Consider the following 13,488-nt stretch of genomic DNA (forward strand, 5'->3'; position numbering starts at 1 on the left):
GCATGGATTGGGTTGATCGTGGCATCGTGCTCTCTGCCCGCCCTTACGGTGAGGGCAGTGCGGTCGTAAACATCCTGTGCGAGGAGCAGGGGCGTCATGCCGGTCTGCTCCGTGGCGCACAATCAAACCGTCAGCGCGGCGTTGCCGAACCGGGCACGCGGGTACAGGCGCAATGGCGTGCGCGGCTTGCTGATCATCTCGGCACCTGGGCGCTTGAGGCTGACCGGCACTTTGCCTCTGATCTGCTAGATGAACCGCTGCGCCTCAGCGGCTTGCAGGCGGTCTGCACGCTGGCCGATGCCGCCCTGCCGGAGCGTGAGGCCCATGCCGATGTTTATTACGCGACCGAGGCACTGCTCGAAGCCTTCGGAGGTGAGTTCTGGGCCGCTGTGCTGGTAATGTGGGAAGTGAAATTGCTTGAGAGTCTCGGCTTCGGGCTTGATCTGACCCGTTGCGCGGCGACCGGGGCAAAAACGAATCTGACCTATGTCAGCCCCAAATCCGGTTGTGCGGTGTCCGAGGAAGGGGCCGGACCGTATAAGGAACGGCTTTTGCCGCTGCCGGGGTTCCTGATCGGCAAGGGAACCGGCGAACCCCCTGAAATCGTGGCAGGATTGCGCCTTACCGGGCACTTCCTGCAACGTCATGTCTTCGATGTTACCAACAAGCCTTTGCCCGCAGCACGGCTCAGATTTGCGGAAAGCTATTCCAGATATGCCGGGGTTTCGGCTACGGTGGACGACGCCGAGGACCTGCCTGACGGGTGATCCCGGCCCTATCTGTCCGTAGATGAAAACCGTTTGAATATGGAAACAGTCATTGAGCGCGCCTTTGGCGATCTGTTGAGCGAGAAGTATCTCGCCTACGCGCTATCGACCATTACCTCACGCTCGCTGCCCGATGTGCGCGACGGCATGAAGCCGGTGCACCGGCGTCTGCTGTTTGCGATGAGCCAGCTCAACCTTGGTCCCAATACCTCGCCCAAGAAGTCGGCCCGCGTGGTCGGTGATGTGATCGGTAAATATCACCCCCATGGTGATACCGCGGTTTATGATGCCATGGTGCGTCTGGCACAGGATTTCGCCCAGCGTTATCCGATGGTCGATGGTCAGGGCAACTTCGGTAATATCGACGGCGATAATGCCGCTGCCATGCGATACACCGAGGCGCGGCTGACCCGGGTGGCCGAGCTGATGCTCGAGGGCATCGACGAGGATGCCGTCGACTTCCGCGAAACCTATGATGGTGAGGGCAAGGAACCGATCGTTCTGCCCGGTGCCTTCCCGAACCTGCTGGCCAATGGTGCCTCGGGCATTGCGGTTGGCATGGCGACCAATATCCCGCCATTCAATGTGGCGGAGCTGTGCTCGGCGCTGCTCGCCCTGATCAAGGACCGCAATATCGGTTTTGATGCCCTGCAGGCCATGATCCCCGGCCCGGACTTCCCGACCGGTGGCACGCTGGTCGAGGACCCGGCGAATATCCGCATCGCCTATGAGACCGGGCGGGGTGGTTTCCGTCTGCGCGCGAAATGGGAGAAGGAAAACCTCGGCAACGGTCAGTACCAGATTGTCGTGACCGAGATCCCGTATCAGGTGCAGAAGTCCAAGCTGATCGAGAAAATTGCCGATCTGCTCAATGAGCGGAAGCTGCCGCTGCTCGATGACGTCCGTGATGAATCCACCGAGGATGTCCGGGTCGTACTGGTACCGCGCTCGCGCAATGTCGAGGCGGAAATGCTCATGGAGAGCCTGTTCCGCAATACCGATCTGGAAAACCGGTTTTCACTCAACATGAACGTGCTTGAGGACGGTCGGGTGCCGCGGGTGATGAATATCCGCGAGGTGCTGCTGTCATTCCTCGATCACCGCCATGAGGTGCTGATCCGCCGGACCCGCCATCGCCTCGACAAGATCGCGCATCGTCTGGAAGTGCTCGGCGGTTATCTGATTGCCTATCTCAATCTTGATGAGGTGATCCGTATCATCCGGGAAGAGGATGATGCCAAGGCAAGCCTGATTGCCACCTTTGACCTGACCGATGTGCAGGCCGAGGCGATCCTCAATATGCGCCTGCGTGCCTTGCGCAAGCTGGAAGAGCTTGAAATCCGCAAGGAGCATGATGCGCTGAGCGCCGAACAGGCTGATCTTACCGATCTTCTTGAGAAACCCGCGCGCCGCTGGAAGGCAATCGGCTACCAGATTACAGAGCTGCAAAAGGAATTCGGGCAGGATACCAAACTGGGTGCCCGTCGCACGGTGATCGGTGAAGCCCCGGCCTTTGATGACGTGCCGGTTGAGGCCATGGTCGAGCGTGAGCCGGTGACGGTGGTTTGCTCCGCCAAGGGCTGGATCCGCGCGGTCAAGGGCCACATCAACAATGCCGATGATTTGCGTTTCAAGGAGGGGGACCGTGCGCGCTTTGCCCTCCATGCGGAGACGACGGATCGGCTCGTGGTTTTCGGCACCAATGGGCGGTTCTATACGCTCGGTGTCGACAAGCTGCCGCCGGGTCGTGGCTATGGTGAGCCGGTGCGTCTGATGATCGACCTGCCGAATGACGCCGATATTGTATCGATGATGCCCCATGATCCGAAACGTGATCTGATCCTCGGTGCCAGCGATGGCCGTGGCTTCCGGATCGCCGAGAAGGATGTGATTGCCCAGACCAAGAACGGCAAGCAGATCATGAATGTCTCCGGCGACATTGAGGCCAAGATTTGCCTGCCGATTGCCGAGGGCGCGGATCATGTTGCCGTAGTTGGTACCAATCGCAAGCTGCTGATTTTCCCACTGGATGAACTGCCTGAACTGGCCCGTGGTCGCGGTGTGATCCTGCAGCGCTACAAGGATGGTGATCTGTCGGATATCGTCACCATGAAGGCTGAAGAAGGCCTCCAGTGGCGCCGTGGTGATGGTGTTCGTACCGAGCCAGACTATCTCGCATGGCTCGGCAAACGCGGGCAGGCGGGACGTATGGTGCCGAACGGCTTCCCACGCTCCAACCGCTTTACATGATGACGCATCCGGCCATGAAACTTGCATCCCCCCGCCGTGCCGGGTAAGCCAATGGCCAACGAATAAGCAAATAATGCTCTAAACATCTGTTTATTGAGGAAAAACCCCATGACTGCTGCAGTTAAAGCCCCCGTTACTGCTTCTTCCCTGATTGAACGCATCTTTCCCGTCGGTGACAGCCGCCAGTTGGCGATGCTCCGGGCGGTTCTGGTGACCGTTATCGGCGCCCAGCTGCTCTGGGTTTCCGCCAAAGTGCATGTCCCGTTCTGGCCAGTGCCGATGACCATGCAGACCTATGCCATTCTGGCGCTTGCCGGTCTGGCTGGCTGGCGCGTCGGTACAGCTGCTGTCCTCCTCTATCTCGCCGAAGGTGCCATGGGGCTGCCGGTCTTTTCCGGTACGCCTGAGCGTGGTCTCGGCGTTGCCTATATGATGGGACCAACCGGTGGTTATCTCGTCGGTTTCGTGCTCTCCGCCCTGATCGCCGGTTATGCCTGTCAGGTGCGTGGCAGCCTGCGGTTTGTCGCTGTGCTGTTCGGCATGATCGCCGCCCATCTTGCGGTCTTCATCCCCGGTGTTGCCTGGCTCGGCACGATTATGGGCTATGAGGAAGCACTGATGCTGAACGTCACCCAGTTCGGTTTTGCTACTCTGCTGAAAACCGGTCTGGCCATTGCAACCGTCTATGGCGTCTGGCAGTTCACCGGCGCTGATCGTCGCTCGAAACTGGCTGACTGATATCTCCGATGACTGCTGTTCTCGCGCATATTGTTCGGTTCATTGACGGGCTGAACGAAATAGTCGGTCGCGGCGTTGCCTGGCTCCTGCTGGCCATGGTGCTGATGACCTGTTTTGTGGTGCTGCTCCGCTACGCCATTCTGCCGTTGTCGACGGTGGACTGGATGCCGGAACTGCTGGCCATGCCGCTGGTCTGGCTGCGCGAGAACTACGTCAAGCTGCAGGAAAGCTATGTCTGGATGCACGGCATCACCTTTATGGCCGGTGCCGGTTATACGTTGCTCCATGACGGGCATGTGCGGGTGGATATTTTTTATCGCGGGGCCTCGCCGAAATATCAGGCGCTGGTGAACCTGTTCGGCTGTCTGTTCCTGCTGGTGCCGGTGCTGTGCATCATCGGCTATTACGCTTATCCCTATGTCATGAAGAGCTGGGCCATCTATGAAGGTTCCCGCGAGGCAGGGGGGATGCCTGGCCTCTACATCTTGAAATCGATGCTGCTGGTATTTGTCGGCCTGACCCTGCTGCAAGGCCTGTCGCTGATACTGCGCTCCATTCTGGTGCTGTGCAAACATCCAGAGTTTCTCCCACCGGTCGAGCCGCAGGTTGAGGGCGTCTAGAGATGGATCATACATTCCTTGGCGAAATCCTTGCCGTCACCATGTTTGCCGTGGCCTGTGTCACGCTGATGGCGGGCTTCCCGGTTGCCTTCACGCTGGCCGGTACCGCGCTGGCCTTTGCCTTTCTCGGTCATTTCCTGCCTGACATTCTCAGCATTTTCGGTGTTGAGGTCAGCGGGGTTGTGTTCCGGCTCGATATCTTTGCCGCCCTGCCATCGCGCTATATCGGTGTGATGACCAATGAGGTGCTGGTGGCCGTGCCGCTGTTCATCTTCATGGGCGTGATGCTGGAACGGTCCCGTATCGCCGAAAATCTGCTCGAGACCATGGGCCAGCTGTTCGGTGAAATCCGTGGCGGTCTCGGCCTGTCGGTGATCTTCGTCGGTATGCTGCTCGCGGCCTCGACCGGTATCGTTGGAGCAACCGTTGTTACCATGGGCCTGCTCAGCCTGCCTGCCATGATGAAGGCCGGTTATGATCCCAAGGTGGCTACCGGCACGATCTGTGCGTCCGGTACGCTCGGCCAGATCATTCCGCCATCCATCGTTCTGGTTCTGCTCGGCGACATTCTGCAGGGTGCATGGACCGAGGCGCAACGTGCCGTCGGCAACTGGGCACCGGAGCCGATCAGTGTTGTCGACCTGTTCGTCGGAGCCTTCATCCCCGGTATGATGCTGGTGGTGATGTATATGCTCTGGATCGTGATTCAGGCCATCATCAATCCCAAGGCAACCCCGGCACTGGTTATCTCGCCCGAGGACAAGGCCAGCCTGAAATACCGGGTGTTCAAGGTTCTGATGCCACCGGCCATGCTGATCTTTGCCGTGCTTGGCTCCATTCTGGCCGGTATCGCAACCCCGACCGAGGCGGCTGGTGTCGGTGCCGTAGGCTCGATGGTGCTTGCCTTCTGCTATAAGCAACTGGATATGAAGACCCTGCAGCATGTGATGCGGTCTACGCTGCAGATCACCACCATGGTCTTTATCATTCTGGTTGGCGCATCGCTGTTCAGCCTCGTGTTCCGTGGATTGAATGGTGAGGAACTGGTGGAGCAGGCATTGCACAACATGCCCGGCGGACCGTTCGGTGCCATGCTGATCGTCATGCTGATCATGTTCGTCATGGGCTTCTTCCTCGACTTTATCGAGATCGTGTTCGTGGTTGTGCCGATCGTTGGGCCGGTGCTGCTGCAGATGCCCGGCTTTGATCCGATATGGTTCGGTATCATGATCGCCATCAACCTGCAGACATCGTTCCTGACGCCACCATTCGGTTTTGCGCTGTTCTATCTCCGTGGTGTTGCGCCACCGGAAATTGCGACGATGGAGATTTACAAAGGGGTTATTCCGTTTGTTCTGATCCAGCTCCTGATGCTGGCTATTCTCGCCATGTTCCCGGAACTGGCCACATGGCTGCCGAGCGTCCTGCTGTAACCACCTGATCCGGTGTTACCCCATGCTGATCCGTACCGAACGACTGGTCCTGCGTGCGCTCCGTCCGGCGGATCGGGAGCGGATGCTGGAACTGCTCGCCGATCCGGTGGTGACGGCCAATCTCGCGATTTTCTCGCAACCGGCGACGGCGGACGAAATCACGGCATGGATCGACGGCGCGATTGATGCTGCCGCGTCGGGTCAGGAGTACCGGCTCGGTATCTATCAGCCCGACACCGATCTGCTGATCGGCAATATCGGCCTGCATCCCAAATGGCCCGATGGTGAGGAGGCCGATTTCGGTTATTGGCTCGGCGCTGAGTACTGGGGCAGGGGCTATGCCTCGGAAGTGGCGCAGCGCCTGATCGCCGATGCCAGAGTACTGGTGCCCGGGCTCACGGCGCTGACTGCCACAACGGCACCGGAAAATGCGGGGTCGATCAAACTGCTGGAGCGCCTCGGCTTTACCCAATCTGGCATGGGCGAGCGCCCACTGGCCAGTGGTGGCGTCCGGCAATCAACCCTGTTCCGGCTGCCCCTTTAATGGTCGCAACCTGCGCAGCAGGCTGGTCATGACATCGAAATGCAGTGCCAGATTGGCAACCAGTACGAGTGCAAGCCCGAGCCATGCTGTTCCCGGCACGTCGGCGGCGAAGAATGTGCGCAGCCAGATAACCGACAGAACCGGTGAGAAGAAGGCAACTGCGGCAACGGATGTGCTGCTGGCAATCGACAGCCCCCAACACCAGAGAATCTCTGACAGCAGGTAAGTCGCGATACCGATCAACGCCAGTATCAGCCAGTGATCGGTCGCAAGATTGGCAAGAGGCAGTAATTGGTGCCCACCCAATGCCAACAGGCAGGCACCAACGGTCAGTGCCACCAGATTGAGCAGCGAGATAACATGAAAACTGGCGCTGACCCGGCTCCGGGTAATCGGCTCCACGAGTGCAATGGCCCGTAAGGCAAATGGCAGGTAGAGACCTGCGCCGACAGCGGCGAGGGCGGCATAGAGCATCAAGTGATATTGCCCGCTATTGCCGCTGGCGGTTATCGCCGCACCGATAAAGGCCAGTCCGAGGAGTGGATATTCCCATATATGAAGTGGCCGGTGCAGTGCCGGGGCAAAGCGGCGTATCGCAAGAATGCCGAGCAGAGGCCATGTGAAGGCGATGATCGTTGCCTGTGCCGGTACATCACCGCTGAGCGCCTTGTAAAACGCCCAGTACCATACCCCAATGCAGAGGCCGCTGAGGGATGTAAGGCGGATGATCGCCCAGCGCTTGTCCGATCTGAGGATGGTTGCAGTCTGCCTGAGACGACAAAGCCATATGATGATGCTTGTGGCTGCTGCGATCATGCCAGCCAGAAAGAATATCTGCTCGGAACTGAGTACCGGTTTCAGCTGCTGGACATAAACGGGTTTCATACTCCACAGCAGCACGGCGACCATTGCTGCCATTGCACCTGCCAGTTTCGATAGTGCTGTTTTGAGCTTCATCATATCGATCCAAAGCAAAAGGGCGGCCAAGATGACCGCCCTTTGCTGTTCTTGTGCTGTCGCTCTTAGAGCTGAACGTATTTGAATGGCAGTGACCGTGCAGCGGTAAAGGTCTGCTCGGACAGCTTGGTCCACTCGAGGGCACCTTTACGGAAGTTCACGATGCTGGTGCCGACCTTCTTGGACAGCGGATCCTGGCTCATGAACTCGGTCATCAGCTCACCGGAGATGCGGCCCAGTTCCTGCAGCAGATCGTCAGGATATGGACGGACATCAACATTGTGCTCATTGACCAGCTTTTGCAGGCTGTCGTTGTTGCGGGCCATAAATTCGCTCAGCACGAGCTGGTTGGCGACTGTATTGGCTGCTTGAACGATTGTTTTCAATTCATCATCAAGGCTGTTCCACGCATCGAGGTTGATGAAGTTTTCCAGCGTGGTGGCGGGCTCATGCCAGCCGGGATAGTAGTAGTACTTGGCAACCTTGTAGATGCCGAAGGCAAGGTCGTTATACGGGCCGACCCATTCCATCGCGTCGATGGCACCGGTCTGCATGGCCGCAAGCAGTTCACCGCCCGGCAGGTTTACAACGGTCGCACCGGCTGCCTTGATAACCTCGCCGCCGAGGCCGGGCATGCGCATTTTCAGACCCTTGAAGTCGTCGACGCCGTTGATTTCCTTGTTGAACCAGCCGCCCATCTGGACGCCGGTGTTGCCTGACGGGAAGAACTTGCAGTTCATTTCCGCATAGATTTCATCGGCGATTTCCTGACCACCGCCATATTGATACCAGGCGTTCTGTTCCTGCGCGGTCATACCGAATGGCATAGCAGCGAGGTACTGGGAAGCCGGAACCTTGCCTTTCCAGTAGTAAGGGGCGCCGTGGCCCATTTCGACGGTGCCGGAGCCGACCGCGTCGATGGATTCAAAGGCCGGAACGATCTCACCAGCGCCATAGACTTTGACGCTCAGACGACCACCGGACATACGGGTAATGTAGTCAGCAACGATTTCCGCACCGGTGCCGAGGCCAGGGAAGTTCTTTGGCCAGGTGGTGACCATGCTCCATTCTTTGCGGCCTTGCGAGATAGCGGGTTTCGGGAAGCTGGATGCGGCGACTGCGCCTGCAGCGACGCCGGCCACACCGGCTCCCTTGATAAACTTACGACGTTCCATCGTTAACTCTCCCTTGAAGTCGACCATGATGAACACATGGTCATTTTACTGCCTGTTGCAGCGCAACATATTGGTTTGGCAGCGTTTTTAAGACGGGTCAGAGTATAGACGGGATTGTTTCTGGATCAATGGAAACCGTTATCTTGTTCACATCTCTTGCCAAATAAACCGGTGAGCGCGTAAGCCTTGCCGGTAAATTCACGGGTTTCATAACAACAAGGCCGGAAAACATGCCGATTATTGCTGCGGTTACCGCATCCATTCTTTTGATTGTGCAACAGCTTCTGATGCTTGGCATCGGCATACAGCGCCGCCGCAAGCGTATCGGGGTCGGGATCGGTGACAATGACATTGATATGGAACGGATCGTACGCCGCCACGGCAACCTTGCCGAAAACGGTCCGATTTATGTGATAACGCTGGCGCTGCTTGAGTTGGTCGTCGGCTCGACGATCCCGGTTGCGGTACTAGCCTGCCTGTTTCTGATTGCCCGGGCGCTTCATATCATTGCGTTTTCATCCCTCGGCGGCTCTCATGCCAAGGGCAATCGCAAGTTTCTGCTAGTCCGTATGAGTGGTGTCATGCTGACCGCTATCGTCAGCTTTGTTACTGCCCTCTATCTGCTGATTGCCGTCATCATCGCCTAGTTCGTGCCAGCCATTGGGGCCGAGTGCTTCCAGTGGCCGGAACCGGGTTTTGTAGGCCATCTTACTCGAATTCTCGATCCAGTAGCCAAGATAGATGAAGTCGAGATTGTCATTCTGCGCCAGATCAATCAGGCACAGGATCAGGTAATTGCCGAGGCTGCGGGTATCATCATCCGGGTCAAAGAAGCTGTAGACCGCCGAGAAGCCGTCGGGCAGGCGATCTACCAGCATGGCACCGATCAGCCTGCCGCATTTGGTGCGGGCCTCAAGCAGTTCGGTATTGGCGCGGCCCTCATCGATCATCGCGACATAGTCGCTGAGGCCCATCCGGGCCATGTCGCTGTCGGTATGGCGGGCATTCTGATAGGCGGTGAACAACTCATATTGCTCGACCGTTGCCGTTGCCGGCACCAACGTCCAGGTCAGATCCTCGTTACGGTTGAGAATACGGCGCATGGAGCGGGTCGGCTTGTAGTCGCGGGTCGGTATCCGGACTGGAATACAGGCGCTGCATGACGGACAGACCGGCCGATAGATAATGTCGTGGGAGCGCCGGAATCCGGCCTGGGTCAGTGAGGCGTTGATGGCCACGGCGTTGGTGGCACTCAATCGGGCAAACAGCTTGCGCTCAATCTGCCCTTCAATATACGGGCAGGGCAGGGCGCCGGAGCGGAAAAATTGCAGCAGCGGTTGTTGCGGGCGATCAATCAGCGACATGGGCAGGCCCCATCGGTACAGGACGGATGAGCGGTATCGGGTCGGGTGCTGTTCCCATAATCAGTCATGACAAAAATGGTATGACAGCAAATCCGCTTTGTCGATGCTCCTGAATATCCGCAATCAATATCCATGAACGGCATCAGGTGGCTGTCAGGGAGCAACCAGATCTTCAAGCTGGCGGCTGCTGTTCGGGTCAACCACACCGGTTGAGGGTAGCGGGGTGATCGCTTCCGGTACCGGGACGATCCGGCGATAATTCGGATCATTTGCCTGTGGATTGCTGGCCGAGGCAACGCCGGGCTGCGGGCGTTTGTCCTGATCACGCAGCAGAACCATGCTGATTCGGCGATTGGCCGGGGCCAGGGGCATGTCCGGCAGCAGCGGATCGCTTGATGCCTTGCCAACCACACGGGACAGGCGCTCGGTATCAAGCCCGGCTTCCTGCATCACTCGGCGGGCGGCATTGGCCCGGTCAGCGGACAGATCCCAGTTGTCATAGGGCACACCGCGCAGCGAGGTCAGTGCCGAGGCATCGGTATGACCGCTGATATCGACCTTGTTGTCGAGGTCGGCGATGGCAGCGACGATATTGGTCAGTATCTCACGGACGAAAGGCAGTGGCTCGATACCGCCCGGCTCGAACATGGCGCGGCGTTCACTGTCGACGATCTGAATGCGCAGGCCCTCGGTGGTCTGCTCGACAATCAGGTTTTCCTTGGCCTCATCGAGCATGTCCTGCGCAGCCAGAGCGGCGAAGAGTTGCTGGGCAACATCGTTGTATTCGCGGATTTCCTCGACGCTCAGCATTTCACCGCCGTCGAGATCGGAGAAGCCGCCATCGCGCACCACATCCCGGCTTGAAGAGGCGTCATTACCGCGATCATCGCCCGAGGTATTGGCCGTTGGAATGGCTGTTTCCGTGCCCGGCGCGGTGGTTGTGGAAATGGAGGCACCGGGGGCGAGCATGGACTGGCCGCCCAGAATACCGCCGCTGCCGCTGTTAGAATTGGAGACGCTGAACGGGTCGAAATAGAAGGCAATCGCCTGTTTCTGTTCGGCGGTGGTGACGTTGAGCAGCCAGAGCAACAGGAAGAACGCCATCATTGCGGTCACGAAGTCGGCATAGGCAACCTTCCAGGCGCCGCCATGGTGGTCGTGACCACCTTTCTTGACCTTCTTTACAATAATGGGAGCAATATCGTTACTCACGCCGCGTATCCCGTTGTTGCGTCAGATGTGGATTAGGCAGGGGTGGCAACCGCTGCAGTGGCTTCCTCGACCTCGGCGAAGGATGGACGAACATCCGAGAACAGGGTCTTGCGGGCAAACTCAACCGACAGGGCAGGGGCATATCCCTGCAGGTTGGCCAGTAGCGCAACCTTTATCGCCTGATAATACTTGCCTTCATTCTCGTGCCGTATCTTCAGCGAGCTCGCCAGCGGACCGATGAAGCCGTAGGCCAGCCAAACCCCGAGGAAGGTACCGACCAGCGCACCACCGATCAGTTTACCGAGAACTTCCGGCGGCTCGGTGATTGAGCCCATGGTTTTGATCACGCCCAGAACCGCAGCAACGATACCGAGCGCGGGCAGGCCATCGGCCATGGTCTGCATAGCACCGGACACCTGATGCAGTTCCGCATGGTGGGTTTCCAGTTCCTCATCCATCAGCGCTTCGATTTCGAAGGCATTGTCCGAGCCCATGGAGATGATGCGCAGATAGTCACAGAGGAATGTGACGGCATGATGGTCGTTATAGAAATTAGGGAATTGCTGGAACAGCTCGCTCTCATGCGGGTTCTCGATATGCTGCTCCAGTGACAGCCAGCCCTTGGTCTTGGCCTGACGGAAAACGGCATAGAGCATGGACAGCAGCTCGAGATATGAATCCTTGTTGTAGCGCGCACCCTTGAAATTGGTTTTCACCTCTCGGCCCGTGGCCTTGAGGATCGTCTTGTTGTTTGCGACGATATAGGCACCACAGCCGGAGCCGAAAATAATAACCAGCTCAAATGGTTGCCACAGAACGCCAAGGTGTCCGCCCAGTGCGACATAGCCGCCAAGGGTACAGATTACGACCGTGATCCATCCAACAATTACCAGCATGATTGCCTTCTCATTTGCCGCGAAAATGTCTTGAAACCAAGCGTTTGCTTTATGCAATCGACAATGATTTCATCTGTTCTCAAGTTTAACTGGAGTTAATGATGCAGGCACTATCATGCTGATTATCCTGCACATAAACTGTCTTGCAGTGCACTATATACCACACGGACTATTGCCCGATTATGCGCCTGACGCCAGTGCAAATATATGCGTCGCCAGCCCGATGTTCCATTGGTCACAACCATGTGCAAGTGTAGCAGATAATTATGACCATGTTATTGCCGATCAGGGATTGGCTTCGGTCTTGGGCTCCGCCAGTCGTTCGACCGGAAAGCCTTGTTTTTGCAGGGTTTCAACGATCTGTTTGGCGTGAAGCGGCCCGCGGGTCTCCATCACAATGTCGATAGTGGTGGATTTGACCGAGACGACATTGAACAACCGCTGGTGCTGGACCTCGACGATATTGCCACCGGCATTGCCGATCACGGTCGAGATCGCCGCCAGTGCGCCGGGGCGGTCGGGCAGGGCAATTCGCAGCTGGATGATCTTCTGTTCATTGACCATGCCGCGCAGCAGCAGGTTGGAATACAGCCGGTCATCGATATTGCCGCCACAGATCACCAGCCCGACCCGCTTGCCGGCATATTTTTTGCGATTGGCCATCAATGCTGCGAGGCCGGCAGCGCCTGCGCCCTCGGCCACCAGCTTGGCGCGCTGGGAAAGATCATAGATCGCACGCTCGATCAGGCTGTCTGGAACTATTTCAATATTATCAACATGCTGTGCGATGATCTTGCGGGTCAGGAGGCCCGGTTCCTTGACCGCAATCCCTTCGGCGAGAGAGCCGGTGCCGGTAACCACCGGTTCGTTGTTCAGCACTTGTTTCATGCTCGGGAACTCGGCGCTCTGCACGCCGACAAGCTCAATGCCCGGCTGCAGGGCACGGGTGGCGATCGCCATGCCGGACAGCAACCCGCCGCCGCCGATCGGGACGATCATGGCATCAAGCGGTTCGTCGAGCGCTGCCAGCATCTCAAGCGCAATGGTGCCTTGACCGGCAATCACATCGGGATCGTCGAACGGGTGGACGAAGGTGAGGGCATCGCTGGCTGCCTTCTCACGGGCAAACTGCGTGGCCTGGGTCAGGGTCTCGCCGTGCAGGATCACCTCTGCGCCGAAGGATTTGGTGCGGGTAACCTTGGTGAAGGGCGTGTCCTGCGGCATGACAATGGTGGCCGCGATGCCGAGCTTGGCGGCATGATAGGCGACCCCCTGGGCATGGTTGCCAGCAGACATCGCAATGACGCCTGCTTTTGCTTGTTCATCAGTGAGTTGCTGGAGTTTGTTCAAAGCGCCGCGCTCTTTGAACGAGGAGGTGCGCTGGAGGTTTTCCAGCTTGGCGATTACGGTGCAGCCCAGATGATCGCTGAGGCCTCGCAACTCAATGGTCGGTGTCTTTAGCACATGGCCGTCAAGGCGATCAGCCGCCGCCTCGATATCGGCAAGGGTCGGGGGCAGCATGTCGGTGGTTC

Annotated in this window: 13 protein-coding genes; 7 read left to right on the plus strand and 6 right to left on the minus strand. The window is 58.0% G+C overall.

Annotation, left to right across the window (positions count from 1 at the left end; genetic code table 11):
- The first annotated feature begins 2 nt into the window (after positions 1-2).
- The 6 genes from CBB62_07605 to CBB62_07630 all read left to right on the plus strand — a co-directional run bounded on the left by CBB62_07605 (position 3) and on the right by CBB62_07630 (position 6,352).
- Positions 3-767, plus strand: coding sequence for a DNA repair protein RecO (locus CBB62_07605; GenBank protein ID OUT42152.1), 765 nt, complete (start codon positions 3-5; stop codon positions 765-767).
- A 39-nt stretch (positions 768-806) separates the two neighbouring features.
- Positions 807-3,017 (plus strand): DNA topoisomerase IV subunit A, encoded by a 2,211-nt coding sequence (locus CBB62_07610; protein OUT42153.1) that lies wholly within the window; start codon positions 807-809, stop codon positions 3,015-3,017.
- A 108-nt stretch (positions 3,018-3,125) separates the two neighbouring features.
- Positions 3,126-3,755: a hypothetical protein gene (locus CBB62_07615; GenBank protein OUT42154.1), complete on the plus strand. Its 630-nt coding sequence runs from the start codon at positions 3,126-3,128 to the stop codon at positions 3,753-3,755.
- An 8-nt stretch (positions 3,756-3,763) separates the two neighbouring features.
- On the plus strand, positions 3,764-4,375 hold the full coding sequence (locus CBB62_07620; protein OUT42155.1) for a hypothetical protein: 612 nt from the start codon (positions 3,764-3,766) through the stop codon (positions 4,373-4,375).
- A gap of 2 nt (positions 4,376-4,377) precedes the next feature.
- Complete coding sequence (locus tag CBB62_07625) at positions 4,378-5,808, plus strand: C4-dicarboxylate ABC transporter (GenBank protein ID OUT42156.1); 1,431 nt, start codon at positions 4,378-4,380, stop codon at positions 5,806-5,808.
- 22 nt (positions 5,809-5,830) lie between these two features.
- A complete protein-coding gene (locus CBB62_07630; GenBank protein OUT42157.1) occupies positions 5,831-6,352 on the plus strand; it encodes a hypothetical protein in 522 nt (173 codons plus the stop codon).
- On the opposite strand, the gene CBB62_07635 is transcribed toward CBB62_07630, so the two are convergent.
- Together CBB62_07635 and CBB62_07640 are read right to left on the minus strand one after the other, a co-directional pair.
- Positions 6,326-7,339, minus strand: coding sequence for a hypothetical protein (locus CBB62_07635; protein ID OUT42158.1), 1,014 nt, complete (start codon positions 7,337-7,339; stop codon positions 6,326-6,328). The genes CBB62_07630 and CBB62_07635 overlap by 27 nt on opposite strands.
- A gap of 35 nt (positions 7,340-7,374) precedes the next feature.
- Positions 7,375-8,484, minus strand: a complete 1,110-nt coding sequence (locus CBB62_07640; GenBank protein ID OUT42159.1) for an ABC transporter substrate-binding protein — start codon at positions 8,482-8,484, stop codon at positions 7,375-7,377.
- Between the two features lie 230 nt (positions 8,485-8,714).
- Between CBB62_07640 and CBB62_07645 the strand changes: the two genes are divergently transcribed.
- Positions 8,715-9,131 (plus strand): hypothetical protein, encoded by a 417-nt coding sequence (locus CBB62_07645; GenBank protein OUT42160.1) that lies wholly within the window; start codon positions 8,715-8,717, stop codon positions 9,129-9,131.
- On the opposite strand, the gene CBB62_07650 is transcribed toward CBB62_07645, so the two are convergent.
- From CBB62_07650 to CBB62_07665, 4 genes are all read right to left on the minus strand, one after another.
- On the minus strand, positions 9,045-9,848 hold the full coding sequence (locus tag CBB62_07650; GenBank protein OUT42161.1) for an arginyltransferase: 804 nt from the start codon (positions 9,846-9,848) through the stop codon (positions 9,045-9,047). The two genes, CBB62_07645 and CBB62_07650, sit on opposite strands and share 87 nt — an antisense overlap.
- Positions 9,849-10,001: 153 nt before the next feature.
- On the minus strand, positions 10,002-11,060 hold the full coding sequence (locus tag CBB62_07655; GenBank protein ID OUT42162.1) for a hypothetical protein: 1,059 nt from the start codon (positions 11,058-11,060) through the stop codon (positions 10,002-10,004).
- Positions 11,061-11,092: 32 nt separating this feature from the next.
- On the minus strand, positions 11,093-11,956 hold the full coding sequence (locus CBB62_07660; GenBank protein ID OUT42698.1) for a flagellar motor stator protein MotA: 864 nt from the start codon (positions 11,954-11,956) through the stop codon (positions 11,093-11,095).
- A gap of 285 nt (positions 11,957-12,241) precedes the next feature.
- A complete protein-coding gene (locus CBB62_07665; GenBank protein OUT42699.1) occupies positions 12,242-13,477 on the minus strand; it encodes a threonine ammonia-lyase in 1,236 nt (411 codons plus the stop codon).
- Positions 13,478-13,488 lie beyond the last annotated feature (11 nt).

The organism is Micavibrio sp. TMED2 (assembly GCA_002168225.1).
Taxonomy (GTDB): domain Bacteria; phylum Pseudomonadota; class Alphaproteobacteria; order TMED2; family TMED2; genus TMED2.